The sequence below is a fragment of the Streptomyces sp. NPDC007896 genome (genome assembly GCF_042959425.1).
In the GTDB taxonomy this organism is placed as follows: Bacteria; Actinomycetota; Actinomycetes; order Streptomycetales; family Streptomycetaceae; genus Streptomyces.
Genome location: NZ_JBIBKX010000009.1, coordinates 202721 through 224473, shown reverse-complemented (window position 1 = coordinate 224473; position 21753 = coordinate 202721). Strand labels below are relative to the sequence as shown.

Sequence of the window (21753 nt, the reverse complement as noted above, 5' to 3'; positions counted from 1 at the left end):
TGGCGGTGTAACCCGCGCGGTCCCATGGGAATCCGTGGAGCGCCGGACGCGGTGAGAGCCGCAGGTCCGGTGCGGGTGGAGGGTCGGGGAAACGGGCTGGTCACAAGGCCGGTAGCGGGCCCCGGTCCGCCCCCTGCCGCACCACCTCCCTGGCGTGGCGGGCGAGGCGGTGGTCGAGGAGCCGTTGCTCCTGACCGGGGGTGAGGGTGCCGAGGGCCCGCACGATCCACGAGGTGATCTTGCGGTGGGCACGGCGGATTCTCCTTTCCCCGAGCACGCGGAAGGGGCTGGAGACATGAGGATTCGGCCCGGCTTCGGGGCGCGGAGACTCACGGCAGCAGGACGACTTGCCCGGCGTAGGACAGGCCGGCGCCGAAGCCGATGGTCAGGGCCAGACCGCCGCTGCGGGCCTCACCTACCGCCAGCAGGTCCTCCATGGCCAGCGGGATGGAGGCCGCCGAGGTGTTGCCGCTGCGGATCACGTCCTGGGCCACCACGACGTCGGCCGGCAGCTTGAGGGTCTTGGCGAGCGCGCCGACGATCCGGAGATTGGCCTGGTGCGGGATGAAGGCGGTGAGCTGGTCGGCGGTGACGCCGGCCGCGTCCAGCGCCCGCTGGGCGGCCTCGGCCATCTGGTAGACGGCCCAGCGGTAGACGGCCTGCCCCTGCATGGTGAGCGCGGGGAAGCGCACGGGCAGGGCAGCGCGCAGATCGAGCCAGGACACGGACTGGTCGATGGCCTCGCGCTGCGAGCCGTCGGCGCCCCAGACGACCGGGCCGAGGCCGGGAGTGTCGGACGGGCCGACCACGACCGCTCCGGCGCCGTCACCGAAGAGGAAAGCGGTATGGCGGTCATCGTGGTCGATGAGGTCGGACATCCGCTCGGTGCCGACCAGCAGGACGTACTCGGCGCTGCCGCCGCAGACCATGTCGCCGGCCAGGGCGAGGCCGTGGGTGAAGCCGGCGCAGGCGGCGGACAGGTCGAAGGCGGCGGCCTGGTCGGCGCCTATCTGGTGGGCGATCTCGGTGGCGACGGCGGGCAGTTGGAAGAAGTGGGTGGAAGTCGCGACGATCACACAGCCGATCTTGTCGGGGGTGACGCCGGCCTCGGCCAGGGCCTTGCCCGCGGCGGCGACGCCCATGTGCGCGATTGTCTCGTGCGGGCCGGCCCAGCGGCGTTCGGCGATGCCGGAGCGTTCCCGTATCCACTGGTCGCTGGAGTTGATCCGCTGCGCTATCTCATCGTTGGGCACCACCCGGGAGGGCCGGTAACCACCCACTCCGAGGATGCGGGCATGCGTCGGTCCGACAGGCGGGCGAAGCACGGGGATGGTGGCGGACACTGAAGGTCTCCCGAGGTCGGAACGGACAGGGCGGACGGTGGCCCGGGCCGGACGGCAGCTCCGGGCCGGAGGAGGTCCCCCACCACGGTGGGGGACTCAGTCCAGGCCGCGGAGGATGTGCAGTTCGCCGGGGTCACCGACGATGTCGGCCTGGTGCAGCGCCAGCGGCTGCGCCCAGTTGTTGGCATACGAAGGCGGAGCGGAGGGGGCGCTGAAGGCGGCACCGGGTTCGGACAGTGGCGGGAGAGCGGTCGTCGGGTCGACGGCGTGGGGAGTATTCGTGGGGACCACCTGCTTCGTGACGGCCGGTGCGGACAGGAGGGGCCCGGGCTCGCCGAAAGGCGAGAGCGGACCCAGCGGTGAGGGGACGGTGGCGGAGGGCTGCGTCTCACATCCCCCGGGCCGCTGCCCGGCTCTCGGCCCGCTCCGCCAGCCGGCCGAGCCGCAGTTCGGCGACGCCTGCGAAGGCCGGGCGCAGCAGCGCGGCCAGCGCGCCGCGGTGCTTGAAGAGGTGCCTGACGTGCGTGCGATTGTGGTGCGGGCGCAGTTCCCAGGTGTGGTCCTCGATGAAGCCGGGCACCTCCCAGTGGGCCGCAATCAGGGTGCCGGTGACTTGGCGGTACTCAAGGAATCCCTTCAGAACGCCGCGAGTCCGGACGGGGTAACGCTGCCCGACGGCTGCGGTCTGCGGGGCCTTCACCGACAGGAACGCGGGGTTCCAGTCGGCCAGGGCCGAGGGTTCCAGCAGGATCTGCCGGACGACCTGCAGGGGAGCGTTGACCACGACCTGCGAACTGCGAGCGGTCATCGATCAGTACCTCATTCCTCCGTCGGCGCGAATGACGGTGCCGTTGATGAAGTCGGCCGCGGGGCCGACCAGGAAGGCGATGGTGTCCGCGATCTGCTGGCCCTGGCCGAGGCCCACCAGGGAGTTGTGGATCATGTGGCTGAGCTGGTCGGGGGGCACGGTCGCACCCAGCCCCGTGTCCAGGATTCCCGGAGCGAGGACGACCGAGCGGACGTTGTAGGCGGCGTACTCCTGGGCGACGGTCAGCGCGAGGCCATGCAGCCCGGCCTTCGAGGACGCGTAGGCGGCCTGGCCGGGGTTGCCGAGCGTGGCGGCCATCGAGGACACGTAAACGATGCGCCCGTAGCGGCCCCGCATCATGCTTCTCAGTGCGTGCTTGGTGGTGAGGAAGGCGCCGCGCAGGTTGGTCCGGTGGACCTCCTCCCAGTCCTCCACCGGCATCCGGACCAGGGGCTGGTCGCGAGTGATGGCGGCGTTGTGGATCAGGACGTTCAGCCGCCCGAACTGCTGGGAGGCGGCTACGAGGGCGACGGCGGTCTCCTCCTTCGCGACGTCGCCGGCCACGAGCCGCAGCCGGTCGCCGTACTTGTCGGCGAGCTGCGCCAGCTCCTCCGAGGGCGACCGGTGGCCTGCGACCACTTGGGCGCCCTGCTCCAGCAGGGCCCGCGTGGTCAGCAGGCCCAGGCCGCGCCCGGCGCCGGTGAGGACGACGACCCGTCCCTCCAGGGTGCCCGCAGGGGCGGCCGGGGTTTCGACCGGTTCGAGGCCGCTGTTCATGAAGAGACCTCCGATGCGGGTGGCGGAGTCACGGTGGACACCTGGGCGAAAAGGCGGTCGCTGAGCAGGGCGATGCGTTCCTGGTCGATCGGGCGCACGCTGCGCAGCTGGGCGAAGCGCAGGTTCGACGGTTCGGGGCCGGGCTCCTCCACGAGCAGGGGCGGCAGAAGCAGGTCGTGCTGCTGCGCGAGGAGGCGGGCGGCGTCCCGCAGGAACCGCAGCCCCCGCCGGCGGAGGTGCTCCGGCAGCCAGTCGAGGGCGGTCAGGTGCAGCTCGCTGAGTACACCGTCGGTGGTGATCGTGAACCGGGCGGCCAGCTCCTCGGGGATGCGGGCCGCTTCGTCCGCGAACATCGGGACGGTGGTCCTTTCCTGGTCCAGCAGGACCAGGACGTTGCCGCCGGCGGCGAGGTGGTCGAGCACCTCGGCGGCCTGCCCAGGAGCGGGCCAGAGCCCGGCGGGGATGCAGTGCCGCGGGTCCGAGGCGGACCAGACGAGCCGGCGGGGCCCGTCGAAGACCACCAGTGTGTTGCCGCACCGCAGGACCGGTGGCGAACTCATGGGCGGTTCACCTCACATGGGTTGAGGTAGGGCCGCCGCCGTCGGCGGCCAGTCGGGTGTAGTGGTCGGCGGCCCGGCGTTTGCGGTCCGCGGTCCGCGCGTCGGGCGCGGGGGCGTCGAGGATGCCGCGCAGTTGCTCCGCGGCGTCGGCGTCGTTGCCGGTCTTCATCAGTGCTTCGGCGTAGGCCATGGGGTAGCGGGTGTCATGCGCTCCGATCCGGGCCACATGCCGCAGGTGCCACAGTCCCTGCTCCCGCTTGCCACCGAGCGGCCGGGGTGCTGACAAATGCCAGCGGCCCAGCAGGTAGTTGGCCATCAGGTGGTCGGGCTCGGCGTCGACGACGCGCTGCGCCTCGCGGCGCAGCTTCGGCATCATGGCCAGGCGCCGGGGCAGCGCGGCGTCCATCATGCGGAGCCCGGTGAGCCGGGCCCGTGTGGCGCGGGCGTCGATGTTGCCGGGGCCGGTCAGGTCCGCCAGGTCGAGCAGAAGCCGGGCCTGACGCATCCGGCGGGCGGCCGGCTGGGTGTCGGTGCGGCTGAGCATCGTCTCCACGGTCGCCTCGGCCAGGTCGGCCAGTTCCTGTGCTGCCTGCCGGTCGCGCTCCGGTGTGGGGTTGCGGGCGGATTCGACCAGGGACTCCAGGGCTTCCCGGGCCGCTTTGCCGAGGGCCGCGACCCGTTGCGGCCGGGGAAGCGTGGGGTCGACCGCCAGCGGCGGCCCGAACACGACGCGCGCGGTGGCCCGGCGGGGCCGGTTGGCCCCCTTGGGCAGGACGTGCTGGACGCCCCACATGCCCACGGGGATCACCGGTACATCGGCCCGTACCGCGAAGCGGAAGGCGCCGTCCTTGAAGGGGAGCAGCGGCCACCCGGGGCCGCGGGTGCCCTCGGGGTAGACCACGAGCGTGCTGCCACCGGAAAACACGCGATCCACCGAGGCGAGCAGTTCCCGGCCGGGCTGATCGCGATCGACGGGTATGCCCCCCACCGAGGTTGTCCATCTGCCGCGCAACGGATGGACGAAGGCTTCCGCCTTCGTCAGGAAGTAGAAAGAGGGGTCGTCACGCAGGAGGTCCAGCAGCGCGTCGATCACGAAGTGGTCGGCGAAACTGCTGTGGTTGCACACCAGCACGAAGGGCCCGTTGGTCGGCACGTGGTGCCCGCCTTCGACACCGGCGAGGTACCGGTGCACGACTGCCGGACGGGTGACGGCAGTCGTGGCACCGGACATCAACCGGTCGATCCGGCTCACTTCGCCTGCGCGTTCTCAAGGGCGGCGTACTCCCGCAGCTTCTCGATGCTGGTGAGGACCAGGCCCTCGCTCTTGGCGAACTCGACCAGCTGGGGAAGCCGGGCCATCTCGCCGTCCTCCAGGATGATCTCGACGATGACGCCGGCCGGGGCGAGCCCCGCGAAGCGCGCCAGGTCGACAGCAGCCTCGGTGTGACCCGGGCGCTCCAGGACGCCGCCCGGGCGGGCGACCAGCGGGAAGATGTGGCCGGGCCGGCGAAGGTCCTCAGCGGTGCCGTTGAGCACCAGTTCGATGGTCTTGGCGCGGTCCGGCGCGGAGATGCCGGTGGTCACGCCGTGCTCGGGGCCGGCGTCGACGCTGACGGTGAAGGCGGTGCCGTTGGGGTCCTCGTTGCGTTCGACCATCGGGGACAGCCGCAGTTCTGCGGCGCGCTCCTCGGTGACGGACAGGCAGACCAGCCCGCGGCCGCGAGTGATCATGTAGTTGATGGCGGCGGCGTCGGCGTGCTCGGCCGCGACGATCAGGTCGCCCTCGTTCTCCCTGTTCTCGTCGTCCACGACGATGATCATCTCGCCGCGGGAGATGGCCGCGATGGCCACCTCGGCCTCGTCGAGAACGAACGGTTCGATGTCCAGGGCCTGCACGGTCATTCGCGTTTCCTTTGCCAGGAGGGTGCGGTGGGTGGAGCGTCTCGGAGCAATATCGATGCCTCAACATCGATGTCCCGTAAACGATGATCCATCATGCGTGTTGCGGCATCGTTGCTGCAACATCAATTAGGTAAACTCAAGATGTGGGCGGGATTGCGGTCTGCTCGCACCGGCGGGCTGCGGTCGCGTCTATCCATGGCGTATCATCGATATAATCGATGTATTAATGTCGCGTCAGCAATGAGTGTTGTGCGGCCCCAACAACCTGAATGAGGTGTCGCCATGCCAACCGGAAAGACCGTTGCGCACGCGCCACCGGGTGAGCACGGCTCGGCTGCGGCGCGCCCCGAAGACGACTCGGAGCTGCGCTACCTGCTGCTTGCGGCGCAGCGGGAGGGCTCCCGGTACATGGCCGGGCAGCTCAGGCCGCTGAACCTGACCCCGGCTCAGTCGGAGATCATGCTCGTACTGGCGGAGCGGGAGCCGCTCACCCTCGCCGAGGTGGGGCGGCTGATCGTATGCGAGAGCAACAGTCCGAGCCGGATCGTGGACACGCTCGTCAAGCGCGGGATGGTCAGCCGGACGCCGGGGCAGGTGGACCGCAGGGTGGTCTACCTGGGCCTCACCCCGCAGGGCCAGGACCTGTTGCCGAAGCTGAAGGAGATCGACACTGCGATGGACGCGGCGGCGGCCGGTCAGCTGGGCGCCGACGAGAAGCAGGTGATGATCCAGGCTCTGCGCCGGATCCTGGACGGCACCGTGAGCGGCGCCGCTCTCGCGGCGCGCTTCCATGACTGAGTTGCGGCGGCGGCGCATTCAGTGATCAGCGCAGGCGGCGCAGCTGCCTGCCGTACCGCTCCCGGTACGAGGGGGCGTGGCGGGCGAAGCCCGCGGCGAAACCGGTCCCGGGGACGCGCCCGGCCGGTACCCGGGACCGGGAGCGGTTCCACCAGCGGTCCACCGCATGGGCGCACGGCGTTCGATACGGCGGCCACCGACTCCCGGTACGCAGCGGCCGCAGGGGCAGCCGTCGGCGGGCTCCGCGGCGGTGTGTCTGCCCGCGGCCCCGGGGTGCGGGCCCTGCCCGCCGCATCGACCGAGGTGCGCGGTGTCCCCGGGGCGATTCCCGGACATCGGTGACCGGACTTGGCTGTCGCCCCCTGCGTGACGTGCACAGTGCCCGGCGGCCGGCCCCCGGTCGTCCGGCTGCCGCAAGCCCGCCTGCAAGGTGAACCTGCCATGCTCACAGTGATGCCGTGGCTGCGACGGAGCAGCGCTCCGCGAAGCCGAGGACCTGTAGGCAGTACTCGTGGCCGGGAGTGTCGAAGCTCTTCGCGGTGGCTCTTCCGTGGTGCACGAACACCGGCACGAGCATGTCCGTCGCCTCGTCGGGCAGTGCGGCGACCCGGTCGTTCTTCCATCGAGCAACGAGACGTCGCTGGTCCGAACATTCATGGAGAACTTCTGGGCCGGGGGGGACGGCGCCGCTCGGGCACCACCCGTGAACATGGCCCTAACCCAAGCATGTGCCATACAGCGGCATTAGATATGCCATTGAGTGGAACAAAGGAGCAGGAACGTGCCTGACAGGACCTTGCCCAGCAGCGCAATGAACGCCATAGGTACCGCCAGGGAGCGCGCCCGCGAGGAGCTGGTCCAGGAGATCAAGGGCTCGGCACGCCGCCAGCTGGCGGTCCACGGCGCCACGGCCCTCTCGCTGCGGGCGGTGGCGCGTGAACTCGGCATGGCCTCCTCAGCCGTCTATCGCTACTTCCCCAGCCGCGACGACCTGCTGACAGCACTCATCGTGGACGGCTTCAACGCACTCGGTGAGTGCGCCGAACGCGCGGCGGCCGGCGCACCGCAGGGCAGCACGCCGGCTGAACGCTGGCAGGTTACGTGGGAGGCGGTGCGGGACTGGGCGGTCGCGCACCCGCAGGAGTACGCCCTGCTCTATGGCTCCCCCGTCCCCGACTACAAGGCTCCGCAGACCACGGTGCCCCCGGCGGCCCGGGTGGCCCGGGTGCTGATCGGCCTGATCCGCGAGGCGGAGTCACAGGGCACCTTGCGGCCGGTGCGGCGCATGGCCTCGGTGGCCGAGGACGCCTCGGACGGGCTGCCGGGCTGGGCGGCCGCGCGCCTGGTGGAGTGCTGGACGCAGCTGTTCGGCCTGATCAGCTTCGAACTCTTCGGCCATCTGACGAACGTGGTCGTAAAGCCGGCCGAGTTCTTCGCTCAGACGGTCCGCGAGACCGCCGCCTGGCTGGGCTGAGCCCCCGCTGCCCGGCCGGAAGCCGCGGCGTTGTGCGCCGATACCAGCAAGGCGACCGTCTGGGCCCGAGTGCGCGCGGGGGTGTCGTTCCACGCGCACAGCAACTCCCAATCGTCGAACAGCGCCGTGCCGTGCGGATCGAGCTGACCTCGCAGCAGGGACAGGGCCCGCCGGGAGGACGCATCGTGGATCTCCGCGTGCCCCGTCGCGGCCCACAGCAGTGCTCCGGCCAGGCTGGCCGCCTGCGGCCGATGCGGGGAGCCGATGTAGAGCAGCCCCGATCCATGACACCAGCCCCGGTCGGCGATCAGCGCGGCGGCCCGACGGAAGATGCCGCTCGCCGGGGGAGGGGCGGAGGTGACGGACTGGTACGGGAGGGGCGTCGGAACACGTGCCTTCATAGCTGTCGACTCGTTTCTGGAGGATTCCCTGGAGGTCCGCGGTGCGCGGGAGCGTCATGCGGCGGTGCTGTTCTGCCGTTTCTGCCCGTGCGCCGCCTTGCGCTGCCGAACCGGGTGGGCGTGACGTGACCGCCTCCCTCCGCTGTCCGGGCCCCGGGATCGGGCCGGACAGCGGAACGTGGTTCGCACGGGACGGTGCTGCTGCTCAGCTCACCTCGGCGCCGGGGCTGAGAGATCCGGACCCGTGGGCGGGAGTTCGGTGCCCGCGGGGGCGCTCACCGGGGCGGCGGCCACCATGCTGCCGGCCTCCTGCGGGGCGGACCGGCGGTTGCCGCCCCAGATCCGATCGCCGAGCAGCAGCAGCGTGGCCGGCATGAGCAGCCGCCGGATCACGACCGCGTCGAGGACCACCGCGGTGGCGAGGCTGATGCCCAACTCCCGCACGATGCTGATCTGGGCGCTGGTGAAGGAGACGAAGACGGCGACCATGATGGCCGCGGCGCCGTTGACCAGCCCGGCGGTGCGGGCCAGACCGCCGAGCACCGCGTCACGGTGCGAGGCGCCGTCCAGGTACATCTCCCGCATCCGGCCGATCATGATCACCATGTAGTCCATGCTCAGGCCGAACATCACGGCGAAGAGCATCAGCGGGGTGACGCTGTTGATGGAGTGGTCGGCGCCGCCGGCGACCAGAGCCAGGAAACCGAGGCTGGCGCCGACGACCAGCACGTTGAAGGCCAGCGCCAGCAGGGGCAGCACCATCGAGCGGAAGGCAAGGAAGAGGATGAGGAAGCTCAACAGGGCTACGGCGAGGACGACCAGCGGGATCGAGCCGACGACCAGGTCGTCGAAGTCGGAACCGGTGGCGGTGGCGCCGGCGAGTTCGGCCTTCACCCCCGGCGAGGTGTCGCTCGTCAGATGCGAACGCAGGTCGCTGACCAAGTGGTGCGTTGCAGCGCTGTCCGGGTCGGCATCCGGCGTGACCAGGACACGGGTGACGAGGGTGTCACCAACCTGGGTCCACAGTTGTCCGACGGCCGCCTTGCCCGCGGTGTCCAGCCCGGTACCGTCGGCCAGTGCCTGTGACAGCGAACCGGGGGGCAGGCTCAGGGTGCTGACGCCCTGTACGGTGTCGGCACCCTTGGCGTTCTTGGCGTAGTCGGCGATGCCCGTGGCGCTCGTGAGCAGCGCGGACGAATCCTTCGCGTCGGCAGTCAGCACCACCTCGACCGGGAACATCTCGCGCACGCCGATGTCCTGCTTGATGCGTGCGATACCGACCCGGGCGCTGTCCCCGGCGGGCAGAATGTCCGCGCTCGCCACCGGTACCCGCAGAGTCAGCTGTGTGGCCGGCCACGCCAGAGCGACGAACCCGGCCACCAGTACCGCCAGGATCAGCAAGGGGTGCTTGGAGACCCGGCCCGCCTCGGCCTTGGGAACGACGGAAGCGGCGGCGGCCTTCTTGCGGCGGCGCAGGGTGCCTGCGTTGATGCGGTGGCCCAGGAGCCGCAGCACGGCCGGCAGCAGTGTCATCGCCATCGTGACGGCGACCACCGCCACCGCCACACCGCCCAGGGCGATGCTGGTGAAGGACATGGCCCGGGGAATGAAGAGTGCGGACATGGCGACCACGACCGCCAGGCCGCTGAAGAGCACCGAATGCCCCACCGTACGCATGGAGCGCTCCACGGCGGTCGGCACGTCTTGGCCGTCGGCCAGTTCCTCGCGGAAGCGTTTGACGATGAAGAGCGAGTAGTCCACGGCCACCGCCAGGCCGACCATGGAGACAATGTTGGTGAACAGACTGTTGACGTCGGTGACTTGGGCCATGCCGTAGCCGATGGCCTGGGTCAGCGCCAGCGTGACGCCGGCCATGACGAGCGGGACCGCCATCGCGACCAGCGACCGGAAGACCAGCAACAGCACGATGAAGAGCACCGGGAAGGCGATCATCTCCGCCCGTGTGACGTCCTCCTTCGAATGAACGTTCAGCGCATAGTCCAGGGCCGGAGCACCGGTGACATCCACCTCGACGTCTTTGCTGACCGCGGCGCGCACGTCGTCCCGCAGAGTCGGCACGACGTTCTGCACGGTGGTGTTGTCACCGGAGAAACCGACCTGGAGAAAGGTGGTCCGGCCGTCCTTGGACACCCACTCAGGGTGGGCGCGCTCGTCGGTGATCGTGGTGACGCCCGGGCGCTGCGCCGCCTGACGGGCCTCGTCGACCGCGCTCCGCACCGATCCGGCGCGGTCGTGCAGGACGATCAGCAGGGAGTTCGGGGCCTCATGGAACGCCTGCTCAAGCGTGTGCTGCGCGTGCACCGACTCGCCGCGCGGGTCGGAGAAGCCGCCTGCCTTCAGGGCCCCTTCGAGTTTGAGGGCGAACGGCGCGGACACAACGAGCAGCAGCAACCAGGCGGCGATGATCGTTTTGGGTCGTTGCAGGGAGAGAGAGATCAGTTGCTTCAAGGTCTGCTCCTGGGATCGAACCGTTGCCCTGGGGGCGAACTAATCCGGAGGTGGCGAGAGGTAGGCGCGATGACGGAACATCGATAATCACTATTGATGTCCCATCATGTATCACACAACATCGATGATGCAACATCTATAGTCGCTTCGCGCCGGTGCGGTCCGCTTGGCCGCCGGGTGGTCCGAGTGCGGCACCCGGCCTTGTGCCGCGACCGGGAGTCGGGCTCGATGCGCCTGCGAACGCCGGCATGTTGATCGAGAGGTGGTGGGAGATCGCCTCTAGGTGCAGCGGGAGTGGACCGGTGGCTGATGTGCACAGCTTGAGACCGTGTCGGCTGACGGCGCTGATGCCGCCTTCGGCGGCGGTGAGGCGGTTCTTGAGCCCGTAGCCGGTGCCGTTGATCGCGGGGTTCTCGTGGTGATGGGAGCGACGGTCGATGATGGCGGTGGCGAGGATGTGCCGTCGCCGAAGACTTGATCCCGCTCACTGAGGCTTTTGTTCGACATCGACAAGGTGGAGCCCTTCTCGTAGCGCTTGGAGAGCGTCCGGAAGGCGAGGTTCGCTTCGTCCCGCTCCGGCGGGAGGTGGCCGGCCTCGTCCACCACCAGGACGCCGGGCTGCAGGCAGGTGTGGAGCTTGCCGGCCGGGCGGCCGATGGAGTCGGCCGCTTTGAGCCGGCGGACCATGCCGTCCAGAGTCGTGAAGTGGATCGTGCAGCCGGCCCGGCAGACGGCGACCGTCAGTGCGACAGCAAGGTGTGTTCTTCCCTGCTCCCGGCGGGCCCGGCGGGGCGACGTCGGCCCTGGCCCCGGCGAACGCGAGGGCGGCCAGGTCCTTGGCTTTCCCGGGTCGAGTTCGGGCTGGTGGGAGAAGTCGTCCTCCTCGACCGTCATGTGGTGCGGCAGCCGGGACAGCCGCAGGGCGTGGCGGAAGCGGCGCTCTTCGCGGACGGCGAGTTCCTTCTTCCGGAACCAGGCCGGGGAAGCCGGGGCGGGCCGTCTGACCGGCATCGGCCCAGCCGACCTGTTCGGCCGGCGACCGGGTCGGGCGGGACAGGCCGAGCTTGCCCGGGTACCGGCGTGGAGCAGCCTTCCCTTCATGTTGCGGATGGCCGGTTGTACGCCCCCGCAACCCGGCCCTGGCCCGGTTGCCGGGAAGCACCGACGCGGATGGCAGGCCCTGCCCCTGACCGGCTCCGGCACCAGCGACGAACGACCGCATCCCGGCGTCCGGTTGACGCCGGTGGCACGCACCCCGCCCCGCTTCACCGCCGGGCCGGGAGGGAGCCGAGGTCCGACACGCCCCATTCCAAGCCAACTAACAGAAAAAATGTTTGAACAGACACTTGACGTGTGGGTTAAGACAGGATCATCGTGAAAACGAGCACGAAACCTGTTGGGAACAGTGAGATGTGTTCCCGTCGGACAGCACACTCGACATCCCTGAAGGTGATCACGATGGCCGCCACCACCTCCCTCGATCAAGGGCACCGAGGGTGGCACCCTGCGGCAGCAGCGGAGCCCGAACACCCCGGGGCGCAATCCGGTCACCTCAATGGTCTGGCGTGGTGCACGCTGCCGACCGAGGAGTCGGCGGTGCCCCAGGCCAGAGCCTTCACTGAAACGCATCTGGCGGCGTGGTGCATCGATGGCGAGATGTCTGACGCGACGCGCCTCGCCGTCTCGGAATTCGTCACCAACTCGGTCTGTCACAGCGGCTCCGCCGATGTCACCCTCCGGCTGATCCGGTGCGGTTCGCAGGTGCGTGTCGAGGTGATCGACAGCGGAGTGTGGCGGGAGTTCGACCCCTCAGGCCCTGGTGATGACATCGCCGAGGGTGGCCGGGGGCTGGCGCTGGTGAGCGTTCTGGCGCAGCGGTTCGGAGTGCATCGAACATCCTTCGGCACGTGTGTGTGGGCGCTGCTGCGGTAGCCGTCGGCGGCCGGCGCGGCAGAGGGTCTGCCGTTCTTCGCCACCCGTTTCGCCTCGCGCACCGGCGGGCGGAGTCGGTGGAGGCACCGGACACCCGGCGCCCCCGAGTGATTCAAGATCCAACAAAAAATACGTTAAAACAGACACTTTACGTGTTGATTAAGACAGAGTAATCGTGGAAACAAGCGCGGAATCTGTTGGGAACGGTGAGATGCGTTCCCTTCGGACAGCGCACTCGACATTTCTGAAGGTGATCAACGATGGCCATCGCCCTCTGTGTCAGGCACGGCAGCCGCCGGTGGGAGTGCGTGGGCGCACGTTGCCGCCCCGTCCATCGCAGCCGTGCGGATTGCAGCCTGCACACCACTACATCGAGAACTCCGGATCACGGTGAGCCGCATACGCCAGGTTCCGATGCAAATGAGAGGAGCTGAGGTCGTGCGCGAGGTCGCACTTTCCCTTTCGGCGCGCGAGTACGCGCTCGACGAGATGGCAGCCGCCGAGGTCGACGTCCTGGTCGTCGGAGGGGGTGTGGTCGGAGCCGGCGCCGCTCTCGACGCGGTGACGCGCGGGCTGTCGGTCGCGCTGGTCGAGGCGAAGGACTGGGCCAGCGGAACATCGAGCCGTTCGAGCAAGCTCATCCACGGCGGCCTGCGTTACCTGGAGATGCTCGACTTCAAGCTGGTCGCCGAGGCCCTGCGGGAACGGGCCCTGCTGCTCCAGCGGATCGCCCCGCATCTGGTCAGGCCTGTGCCGTTCCTCTACCCGCTGACCCGCCGGATCTGGGAGCGGCCGTACGCCGGAGCCGGGATGCTGCTGTACGACACGATGGGCATGTCCTCCGTTCTGCCGCGCGGTGTCCCTGCCCATCGGCACATGACCAAGCGCACGGCACTCGCCGAGGCGCCGGGGCTCAAGTCTTCCGCCCTGGTCGGGGCGGTGCGGTACTGGGACGCGCAGGTCGACGACGCCCGCTTCACCCTGTCCCTGGTCCGTACCGCCGCTTCCCACGGTGCTCTGTGCGCCAGCCGGACCCGGGTCTCCTCGTTCGTACGTGAGGAGGGCCGCGTGGTGGGCGCTGTCGTCCAGGACGTGGAGACCGGACGTGAACGCACCGTGCGCGCCCGTGCGGTGGTCAATGCGACCGGCGTGTGGACCGACGAGATGCAGCAGCAGGCGGGCGGGAGCGGCTCGCTGCGGGTGCGGGCGTCCAAGGGAGTGCACCTGCTGGTCCCGCGCTCCCGGATCGCGATGTCCTCCGGCCTGATCCTGCGCACCGAGAAGAGCGTGCTGTTCGTCATCCCCTGGGGCGACGAGCACTGGATCGTGGGCACGACGGACACCGACTGGACGTACAGCAAGGAACACCCCGCGGTCAGCTCCGGCGACATCGACTATCTGCTGGAGCACGTCAACACTGTGCTCGCCTCTCCGCTCACCCGGGACGACATCCTGGGCGTGTACGCGGGCCTGCGTCCGCTGGTCTCCGGTGATGCGGAGCAGACGGCCAAGCTCTCTCGGGAGCATGTGGTCGCGCGTCTCCAGCCGGGCCTGGTCGCCATCGCGGGAGGCAAGTTCACCACCTACCGCGTGATGGCCGAGGACATCGTCGACGCCGCCGTGCGCGAACTGCCCCACAGCGTTCCGGCTTCCTCCACGAAAGACGTGCCGCTGGCCGGCGCCGAAGGCTACCAAAGCGTGGTCCGGCGCAAGACGGTCCTGGCCAAGCGGTATGGGCTGGCCCCCGAGGGTGTCCAGCGGCTTGTGGAGCGTTACGGCACGCTCGTCACCGAAGTGCTCGAGCTGGTCGCCGAGGACAGCACGCTCGGCGCGCCGCTGCGCGGCGCGCCCGGTTACCTCCGTGTCGAGATCGTGTACGCCGCCACACACGAAGGCGCGCTCCATCTCGACGACATCCTGACCCGGCGTACCCACATCTTCATGGAGACCAAGGACCGGGGCCTCGCGGCGGCCGAAGAGGCCGCCCGCCTGGTGTCTGCCCCGCTCGGCTGGGACGAGTCCAGGGTCGATGAGGAAATCTACCGGTATCGGCAGCGGGTTGAGGCCGAGCAGGAGGCGGGCCGTCAGCCCAACGACCGACGCGCCGACGCCGCGCGGATGCGCGCACCCGGCTTCGGCGACCCACAGCCTGCACGTACGGGGTGACCGGCATGGACACCACCAGCGGGGCCTGCACGACGCCCCCGCACATCGACGACAACGACAGCCGGACGCGGCAGGGCAGGCGCCCCGACCGCCCCAACTGAGAAGGAAAGGAGGGCACATGGAGCACAGCAGCGGCAGCAGGTACGTCATCGGTATCGACAGCTCCACGACCGCGACCAAGGCCGTCGTGTTCGACGAGGCGGGCCACGCCGTCAGCGAGGGGCGCCGTACGTTCCCGCTGCAGCGCCCGCACCCCGGGTGGCACGAGCAGAACGCCCGGGACTGGTGGGACTCCACACGCGGCGCGCTGCGCGAGGCGGTCTCACAGATCGACGCCACCCGGATCGCCGCCATCGGCATCACCCACCAGCGCGAGAGCTTCGTCTGCCTGGACCAGCACGGCAACGAGCTGCGTCCGGCGATCCTGTGGCTGGACGGCCGGGCCGGCAAGCAGATCGCCGAGCACGGCAGCCGGTCCGTGCATGAGCTCTCCGGGAAGCCGCCGGACGTCACCCCGGCGTTTTACAAACTGCTCTGGCTGCGCGAGAACGAGCCGGACACCCTGCGGGGCAGCGCCCGCGTGGTGGATGTCGCCTGTTACCTGACCCACAAGCTCACCGGCGAGTGGCGCACCAGCTGGGCCTCGGCCGACCCGCTCGGGCTGGTCGACATGGCCTCGTTCACCTGGTCGCGGCAACTGCTCGACACGGTCGGCCTGACGGAGGATCAGCTGCCCGAACTCGTGCCCCCCGGTGCCGTACTGGGCGAACTGAGCCGTGACATCGCCGAGGAGCTGGGCCTCCCGGCGGACATCCCGGTCGTGGCGGGCGCGGGCGACGGCCAGTGCGCCGGCCTCGGCGCGGGCGTCACGCGCCCGGGACTGATGTACGCGAACATGGGCACCGCCCTCGCCGCCGGCACCTGGTCGGAGAGCTACCGCTGGTCCCGTGCCTACCGCACGCTGGGCGGCCCGGTCCCCGGCACCTACACCCTGGAGACCCTGCTGTCGGCCGGCAGCTATCTGATCAGCTGGTTCATGGACAAGTTCGGCGCGCCGCCGGGCCTGGGCCAGGGCCTGGGACTGTCCGGTGAGGAGGTCATGGAGGCCGCCGCCGCCAAGGTCTCGCCCGGCGCGGACGGGTTGATGGCGCTGCCGTACCTCAACGCCGCGCAGACCCCGTACTGGGACCCGAACGCCCGTGGCGCGATCATCGGCTGGTCCGGCTTCCACGGCAGGCAGCACCTGTACCGGGCCCTGCTCGAGGGCGTCGCGTTCGAACTGCGGCTCACCACCGACGGCGTCGTCGACGACACCGGCATCCCCATCGAGCGGTACCTGGCGATGGGCGGCGGCTCGCGCAGCCGCCTGTGGACGCAGATCGTCGCGGACGTCACCGGACGCCCCGTCACCGTGTGCGCCGAGACCGAGACCACCGCACTCGGTGCGGCGGTCCTCGCCGCGGCCGCCGTCGGGCTCGGCGGTGTCGACGACATCGAGGAGACGGCGGCCCGGATGGCGCGGGCCAAGGCCACCGTCGACCCCGACCCGATCGCACGCTCCCGCTACGAGGACCTGTACCAGGTCTACCGCCGCCTGTACCCGGCGCTGAAGGACCTCTTCCCGCCGCTGCTCGCCGCCTCCGGTGCGGCCGGCGGCAAGGCCTAGGGCCACCACACCGCCGGTTCACCGAACCGGCGGTCGGCACAAGCCACATCGCTCACCTTCCGTACCACTCCTGGAGAACGACATGAGCACCATCGCCATCGGCTCGGACGACGCCGGCGCAGCGATGAAGGATGCCCTGCGCGACCACCTGGTCGCGCTGGGACATGAGGTGAAGGACTTCGGCTCGGGCGAGCAGGAGGACTACCCGGACGTCGCCGAGCGCGTCGCCGTGGCCGTCGCCGGCGGCGAGCACGAGCGCGCCGTCCTCGTGTGCGGCACGGGCATCGGCATGGCGATCACCGCCAACAAGGTGCCCGGGGTGCGCGCCGCCCTGGTCGCCGACGCCTACAGCGCCGAGCGGGCCCGCAAGTCCAATGACGCGCAGATCGCCTGTTTCGGCGCCCGCACCCTTGGCATCGAGCACGCCAAGATCTGCCTCGACCACTGGATCGCCTCCGAGTTCGCCGGTGGCGGTTCCCTGCCCAAGGTCCGCAAGATCCACGAAGTCGAGCGGCGCCAGCTCGCCACGTACGAGGAGAAGTCCGCATGAGCCGGCTCGCCGAGACCATCACCATCCTCGGTGCGGGGGCGATGGGCAGCGCACTCGCCGCACCGGCCGCCGACAACGGTCACGAAGTCCGGCTGTGGGGCACCTGGCTCGACGACGAACTGCTGGACGCCGTCGCGCAGGGCCTTCCTCACCCGCGGACAGGGGTCCCGCTCGACCCACGCGTGAAGACCTACCGCAGCGGCCAGCTGGCAGAAGCCCTCGACGGGGCCACATACGTCGTGCTGTCCGTCAGCTCCGACGGCCTGGTGGACGTGCTGCGCAAGGCGGCCGGGCACCTGCGGCCCAGTCAGGTGCTGGCCATCACCACCAAGGGCTTCGTCCGCCTCGACGACCGCATCGTCACGCTCCCCGACGCGGTGACCAGCGTGCTGCAGGAGGCCGCACCGGACGGCAGCCCGGACCTGCCGCTGGTCGCCATCGGCGGCCCGTGCAAGGCCAATGAAGTCGCCGCCCGCAGGCCCACCGCATCCGTACACGCGTGCGGCTCGCCCGGCGTCACCGAGCGCTCCCGCGGCCTGTTCGCCACCGAGGCCTACGCGGTCGAGGAGAGCGACGACCTCATCGGCGTCGAGATCGCCGCCGCGCTGAAGAACGTCTACGCGATCGCGCTCGGCATCTGTCAGGGACTGGCCGAGCACGGCGGTGAGCCCTACCACGACCTACAGGCCGCGGCGTTCGCCCGCGCCGTCACCGAGATGGTCCAGCTGGCCGGGCTGCTCGGCGGCCGTGCCGAAACCGTGACGGGACTCGCCGGCGTCGGTGACCTCGAGGTCACCGCCCTGTCCGGTCGCAACCGCGTCTACGGCACCCGCATCGGCGCCGGCGAAGCCCCGGACGAGGCACTGCGGGCCATGCAGGACGCGGGCCAGACCGTCGAGGGCGTCCCCGCCGCGCTGCTCGCCCGTGAACTCGTCGACCAGCTGATCCAGTTCGGTGCACTGAGCGACTGGTCCGGGCTGCCTCTGCTGCGGCAGATCGCCGACCTGCTCAGCGGTCAGGAGCCGTACGCCGGTCCTGAGGAACTGGCCGGAGCATTCGCCCGAGCCGCCCTGCCGGCGCGCTCCCCAGCGGAGCGCTAGGCCATGCCCGGCATTCAGGGCCAGGGCGCCCGTGCTGGCAGCAAGGCCGCCGGCCAAAGCAAGGGGGCACGCGGATGACCGGATCGATCGATACGGCCGCAACGCACGACAGCCCGACAGCGGGAGACACCGTGAAAAATACGGCCCTCGAATGCCGGGGCCTGGCCAAGGCCTTCGGAGGGATCCCCGTCCTGCGCGGGGTGTCCCTGAACCTGGAACCCGGCACTGTGACGGCCCTGGCCGGTGAGAACGGCGCCGGCAAATCAACACTGATGAAGATCGTGTCCGGCCAGGTCAGGCCCGACGCTGGGGACGTCCTCGTGGGCGGAGAAGCGCTGCGCCTCGCGGACGCGCGGATCGCCCGTGAGCTCGGCGTCGGGATCGTGCCGCAGGAACTGGCGCCGATCCTCGACATGACGGTGTACGAGAACCTCTTCGCCGGCCGGGAGCTCAAGCGCCGCTCCGGCCTGCTCGACCGCCGTCGGATGGCCGCTCAGGCACGCGAGATGCTCGAGGTGTTCGGTGTCGACATCGACCCCCAGGCCCCGATGCGACGGCTCACTGTGGCCCTGCGCCAGATCGTCGAGATCACCAAGACCACGTCATGGGGCGCTCGGGTGGTGCTGCTGGACGAGCCGACCTCGGCCATCTCCGGGCACGAGGTGGAGCGGCTGTACGGCGTGGTCGACAAGCTCCGCGAGCGCGGCGTCGCCATGCTCTACACCACCCACAAGATGGAGGAGATCCGGGCGATCGCCGACCGCGTGGTGGTCCTGCGGGACGGTGCGCTCGTCGAGGACCGCCCCTGTGCCGACATCACGGACGACGAGATCGTCCACGCGATGATCGGCCGCGAACTCGACGACCTGTTCCCGGCGCTGCCCGCCCCCGGCGACGAAGTGGCCCTGCGCGTCAGCGGTCTGCACGTGGCGGGCTATCCGGAGCCGGTGGACTTCCAGGTCCGTGCCGGTGAGATCGTCGGTCTCGCCGGTCTGGTCGGTGCCGGACGCACGGAGCTCCTCGAGGCGTTGTTCGGTGCGCGGGCCAGCACCGCTGGTGAGATCACGGTGTCCGGTACGGCGGTACGGCGTCACAACGCTGCGTCCTCGATCAGCGCGGGCATGGCCCTCGTCCCCGAGGACCGCAAGGGGGCAGGGCTCGTCCTCGGGATGAGTGTGCTCGACAACGCCACGCTCCCGCGACTGCCCGACTTCAGCCTCGGAGGCTGGCTGCGAAGCGGCGCACGCACGGCGGCCGTGGACCGGGCGATGACCTCGGTGCACCTGCGCAGCAAGGGCCTCGGCCAGCAGGTCGGCACCCTGTCCGGGGGCAACCAGCAAAAGGTCGTCCTCGCCCGGTGGCTGACCGGACACGTCAAGGTGCTGCTGCTCGACGAGCCGACCCGCGGCGTCGACGTCGGTGCGCGCAGCGAGATCTACCGCATCGTCACCGACCTCGCCGCCTCCGGCATGGCGGTGGTCATGGCGTCCTCGGACATGGCCGAAATCCTCGGGCTCGCGCACCGCGTACACGTGATCCGCGGCGGCGCCGTCGCGGGCAGCCTGGACCGCGCCGAACTGTCCTTGGCCGACGCCCAGAGCCGCATCTTCCGTCTCGCCGCCGGACTCGACGACACCTCCACCACCCTTCCCCACCCCCAGGACGACGCTTCATGATCACGCAACAGTCCCCGCCCACAGACTCGCCCCACGCGACCGGCGCGGCCGAAGCCGCAGCCCCACTGCGCCGGCTCAATGCGGCGCGGTTGCGGGAGTTCGCGCTCAGCCACGCGATGGTCCTCGTGATGCTGCTGGTCGTCATGTACTTCAGCTACCGCAGCGCTCGTTTCGGCACGCTCGACAACTTCCAGACGATCACCACCGCCGCCGCGCCCTTCGCGCTCATCGCGGTCGGCCAGACCCTCGTCATCCTCACCGGCGGCATCGACCTGTCGGTGGGCAGCGTGATCGCCGTGAGCGCCATGGCCTCGGCCTCGACCGTCGCGGGACATCCAGACCGGCTGTGGACGGCCCTGCTGGTCGGCCTGGTCACCGGCCTCGTCGCCGGCTCGATCAACGGGGCGCTGGTCGCCTGGCTCAACGTACCGCCGTTCGTGGCGACGCTCGGTATGCTCACCGCGGCCTCGGGTATGGCCTATGTCATCGGCGACGGGGCACCCATCAACGGCCTGCCCGCGAACTTCAACCAGATCGCCGGCACCCGGATCCTCGGGCTCCAGCTGCCCGTGGTCGTGATGATCGTCGGGATCGTCGTCCTCGCCGTGGTCATGCGCTTCACCGCGTACGGCATGCGGGTCTACGCGGTCGGCGGCAACCGGGTCGCGGCCGAACTCGCCGGCATCAAGGCACACCGCGTGCTGTTCAGCGTCTACGCCCTCAGCGGCCTGCTCGCCGGCCTGTCCGGCGTCATGCTGGCATCCCGTGTGCTGTCCGGCCCGCCCACGCTGGGCTCGGGATACGAGCTGGACGCGATCGCCGCGGTCGTCATCGGCGGCGCGAGCCTCATGGGCGGCCGCGGCACGATCTGGGGGACCGTCCTTGGTCTCTTCCTCATGCAAACCCTCAACAACGGTCTCGACATCCTCGTCGTGCCCGCCTACTGGCAGAAGGTCATCAAGGGCGTGCTCATCGTCGCCGCTGTCACGGTCGACGTGTGGGCCAACAGCCGACGCCGCTGATTACTCCTGCCCCTCAGAAAGGCAACTCTCATGAACAGACGAGTCCTGCGGTTGGCGGGCACCGCCGCATGCGCCATGGCGCTGGTGACGACAGCCGCGTGCGGGGCCGGTGACACGGGGGCGCACAAGCTCCGTATCGGCGTCACCGTCTATGACATGTCGTCCTTCATCACCCAGGGCAAGGAAGGCATGCAGGCCTACGCCAAGGCCCACAACATCGAACTGGTCTGGAACTCGGCCGGCGGCGATGTCAGCACCCAGGCCACCCAGGTGGAACAGCTGGTCAACTCCGGCGTGGACGCCCTGGTCATCGTGCCGGTCGAGGCCAACTCGCTCGCCCCGCAGCTCGCGGAGGCCAAGGCGAAGAACATCCCCGTGGTGGCCGTGAACACGACGCTCACCAGCTCCTCGGCGCTGGCCGCCACCGTGCTGCCCGACGATGTCGCCGCCGGGGAGCAGGAGATGCAGATGATGGCCGACAAGCTCGGCGGCAAGGGCAACATCGCCATCCTGCAGGGTCCCCTCGGGTCCTCTCCCGAGCTGGACCGCTCGCGCGGTATCAACAACGTGCTCAAGAAGTACCCCGGCATCAAGGTGCTCGCCAAGGACACCGCCAACTGGAACCGAGACCAGGCCGTCGACAAGGTCAAGAACTGGATGTCCAGCTTCGGCGGGAAGCTCAACGGACTCGTCTCCGAGAACGACGACATGGGCCTTGGCGCGGTGCAGGCGCTGAAGGAGGGCGGCGGGAAGAAGATACCGGTGGTCGGTATCGACGGGATCGAGGACGGGCTGCGTGCCGTCCAAAGCGGCGACTTCATCGGTTCCTCGCTGCAGCACGGCCGGGTCGAACTCGCGGAAGGTCTCGCGGTGGCCCAACGCATCACCGAGAAGAAGACGGTCCGCACGCACTACTCGTACATCATGCCGCCGATCACCCAGTCCAACGTCGCCACCTATCTCGACCACGTGGTGACCGGCAAGGACGCCTTCCTCAAGCGGCTTCCCGCTCTCGTCGACGCCAACCTGCAAAGCGGAAGCCTGGCCAACGAGAAATGAGCCGCCCGGTGGGGGCAGTCCCGGAGCCGGCCTCCCCCCACCACTCCCCG

General features: G+C 69.9%; 22 protein-coding genes. 10 read left to right on the top strand and 12 right to left on the bottom strand.

What is annotated here, in order from left to right; translation table 11 throughout:
- Nucleotides 1-100: 100 nt before the first annotated feature.
- The 8 genes from ACFZDJ_RS28520 to ribB all read right to left on the bottom strand — a co-directional run bounded on the left by ACFZDJ_RS28520 (nucleotide 101) and on the right by ribB (nucleotide 5390).
- A complete protein-coding gene (locus ACFZDJ_RS28520; protein WP_391062975.1) occupies nucleotides 101-277 on the bottom strand; it encodes a hypothetical protein in 177 nt (58 codons plus the stop codon).
- A 52-nt stretch (nucleotides 278-329) separates the two neighbouring features.
- Nucleotides 330-1331 carry a beta-ketoacyl-ACP synthase 3 gene (locus ACFZDJ_RS28515; RefSeq protein ID WP_391063373.1) on the bottom strand — a complete coding sequence of 334 codons (1002 nt, stop codon included), beginning with the start codon at nucleotides 1329-1331 and terminating at the stop codon, nucleotides 330-332.
- Between the two features lie 108 nt (nucleotides 1332-1439).
- Entirely contained in the window at nucleotides 1440-1634 is a 195-nt protein-coding gene (locus tag ACFZDJ_RS28510; protein WP_391062972.1) for a hypothetical protein, read from the bottom strand.
- A 97-nt stretch (nucleotides 1635-1731) separates the two neighbouring features.
- Nucleotides 1732-2151: a hypothetical protein gene (locus ACFZDJ_RS28505; protein WP_391062970.1), complete on the bottom strand. Its 420-nt coding sequence runs from the start codon at nucleotides 2149-2151 to the stop codon at nucleotides 1732-1734.
- A 3-nt stretch (nucleotides 2152-2154) separates the two neighbouring features.
- Nucleotides 2155-2928 (bottom strand): SDR family oxidoreductase, encoded by a 774-nt coding sequence (locus ACFZDJ_RS28500; protein WP_391062968.1) that lies wholly within the window; start codon nucleotides 2926-2928, stop codon nucleotides 2155-2157.
- On the bottom strand, nucleotides 2925-3488 hold the full coding sequence (locus tag ACFZDJ_RS28495) for a hypothetical protein (RefSeq protein WP_168516041.1): 564 nt from the start codon (nucleotides 3486-3488) through the stop codon (nucleotides 2925-2927). The genes ACFZDJ_RS28500 and ACFZDJ_RS28495 overlap by 4 nt, the downstream gene beginning before the upstream one ends.
- Before the next feature lie 7 nt (nucleotides 3489-3495).
- Complete coding sequence (locus ACFZDJ_RS28490; protein WP_391062965.1) at nucleotides 3496-4719, bottom strand: 1-acyl-sn-glycerol-3-phosphate acyltransferase; 1224 nt, start codon at nucleotides 4717-4719, stop codon at nucleotides 3496-3498.
- A gap of 17 nt (nucleotides 4720-4736) precedes the next feature.
- A complete protein-coding gene (gene ribB, locus ACFZDJ_RS28485) occupies nucleotides 4737-5390 on the bottom strand; it encodes a 3,4-dihydroxy-2-butanone-4-phosphate synthase (protein ID WP_168516045.1) in 654 nt (217 codons plus the stop codon).
- A gap of 282 nt (nucleotides 5391-5672) precedes the next feature.
- Here ribB and ACFZDJ_RS28480 point away from each other — a divergent pair, with 282 nt between their 5' ends.
- Nucleotides 5673-6188, top strand: coding sequence for a MarR family winged helix-turn-helix transcriptional regulator (locus ACFZDJ_RS28480; RefSeq protein WP_168516047.1), 516 nt, complete (start codon nucleotides 5673-5675; stop codon nucleotides 6186-6188).
- 445 nt (nucleotides 6189-6633) lie between these two features.
- On the opposite strand, the gene ACFZDJ_RS28475 is transcribed toward ACFZDJ_RS28480, so the two are convergent.
- A complete protein-coding gene (locus ACFZDJ_RS28475) occupies nucleotides 6634-6765 on the bottom strand; it encodes a hypothetical protein (RefSeq protein WP_391062961.1) in 132 nt (43 codons plus the stop codon).
- 204 nt (nucleotides 6766-6969) lie between these two features.
- On the opposite strand from ACFZDJ_RS28475, the gene ACFZDJ_RS28470 reads away from it, so the two are divergent.
- A complete protein-coding gene (locus ACFZDJ_RS28470) occupies nucleotides 6970-7662 on the top strand; it encodes a WHG domain-containing protein (protein ID WP_391062958.1) in 693 nt (230 codons plus the stop codon).
- On the opposite strand, the gene ACFZDJ_RS28465 is transcribed toward ACFZDJ_RS28470, so the two are convergent.
- The 3 genes from ACFZDJ_RS28465 to ACFZDJ_RS28455 all read right to left on the bottom strand — a co-directional run bounded on the left by ACFZDJ_RS28465 (nucleotide 7626) and on the right by ACFZDJ_RS28455 (nucleotide 11543).
- On the bottom strand, nucleotides 7626-8063 hold the full coding sequence (locus ACFZDJ_RS28465; RefSeq protein ID WP_391062955.1) for a hypothetical protein: 438 nt from the start codon (nucleotides 8061-8063) through the stop codon (nucleotides 7626-7628). The genes ACFZDJ_RS28470 and ACFZDJ_RS28465 overlap by 37 nt on opposite strands.
- A gap of 210 nt (nucleotides 8064-8273) precedes the next feature.
- On the bottom strand, nucleotides 8274-10532 hold the full coding sequence (locus ACFZDJ_RS28460; RefSeq protein ID WP_391062952.1) for an MMPL family transporter: 2259 nt from the start codon (nucleotides 10530-10532) through the stop codon (nucleotides 8274-8276).
- 279 nt (nucleotides 10533-10811) lie between these two features.
- Nucleotides 10812-11543, bottom strand: coding sequence for an ATP-binding protein (locus ACFZDJ_RS28455; RefSeq protein ID WP_391062950.1), 732 nt, complete (start codon nucleotides 11541-11543; stop codon nucleotides 10812-10814).
- A 447-nt stretch (nucleotides 11544-11990) separates the two neighbouring features.
- Here ACFZDJ_RS28455 and ACFZDJ_RS28450 point away from each other — a divergent pair, with 447 nt between their 5' ends.
- From ACFZDJ_RS28450 to ACFZDJ_RS28415, 8 genes are all read left to right on the top strand, one after another.
- On the top strand, nucleotides 11991-12464 hold the full coding sequence (locus tag ACFZDJ_RS28450; protein ID WP_391062948.1) for an ATP-binding protein: 474 nt from the start codon (nucleotides 11991-11993) through the stop codon (nucleotides 12462-12464).
- A gap of 438 nt (nucleotides 12465-12902) precedes the next feature.
- The gene (glpD, locus tag ACFZDJ_RS28445; RefSeq protein WP_391062947.1) at nucleotides 12903-14630 is read left to right on the top strand and encodes a glycerol-3-phosphate dehydrogenase; all 1728 of its coding nucleotides are present in this window, start codon (nucleotides 12903-12905) and stop codon (nucleotides 14628-14630) included.
- A 118-nt stretch (nucleotides 14631-14748) separates the two neighbouring features.
- Nucleotides 14749-16296: an FGGY family carbohydrate kinase gene (locus tag ACFZDJ_RS28440; RefSeq protein ID WP_391062945.1), complete on the top strand. Its 1548-nt coding sequence runs from the start codon at nucleotides 14749-14751 to the stop codon at nucleotides 16294-16296.
- An 82-nt stretch (nucleotides 16297-16378) separates the two neighbouring features.
- Nucleotides 16379-16846 (top strand): RpiB/LacA/LacB family sugar-phosphate isomerase, encoded by a 468-nt coding sequence (locus ACFZDJ_RS28435; protein ID WP_168516061.1) that lies wholly within the window; start codon nucleotides 16379-16381, stop codon nucleotides 16844-16846.
- The gene (locus tag ACFZDJ_RS28430) at nucleotides 16843-17946 is read left to right on the top strand and encodes an NAD(P)-binding domain-containing protein (protein ID WP_391062942.1); all 1104 of its coding nucleotides are present in this window, start codon (nucleotides 16843-16845) and stop codon (nucleotides 17944-17946) included. Before ACFZDJ_RS28435 ends, ACFZDJ_RS28430 begins: the two co-directional genes overlap by 4 nt.
- 131 nt (nucleotides 17947-18077) lie before the next feature.
- The gene (locus ACFZDJ_RS28425; RefSeq protein WP_391062939.1) at nucleotides 18078-19622 is read left to right on the top strand and encodes an ATP-binding cassette domain-containing protein; all 1545 of its coding nucleotides are present in this window, start codon (nucleotides 18078-18080) and stop codon (nucleotides 19620-19622) included.
- Nucleotides 19619-20644 carry an ABC transporter permease gene (locus tag ACFZDJ_RS28420; RefSeq protein WP_248297516.1) on the top strand — a complete coding sequence of 342 codons (1026 nt, stop codon included), beginning with the start codon at nucleotides 19619-19621 and terminating at the stop codon, nucleotides 20642-20644. The genes ACFZDJ_RS28425 and ACFZDJ_RS28420 overlap by 4 nt, the downstream gene beginning before the upstream one ends.
- 30 nt (nucleotides 20645-20674) lie before the next feature.
- Complete coding sequence (locus tag ACFZDJ_RS28415; protein WP_391062935.1) at nucleotides 20675-21703, top strand: substrate-binding domain-containing protein; 1029 nt, start codon at nucleotides 20675-20677, stop codon at nucleotides 21701-21703.
- The last annotated feature ends 50 nt before the right edge of the window (nucleotides 21704-21753 follow it).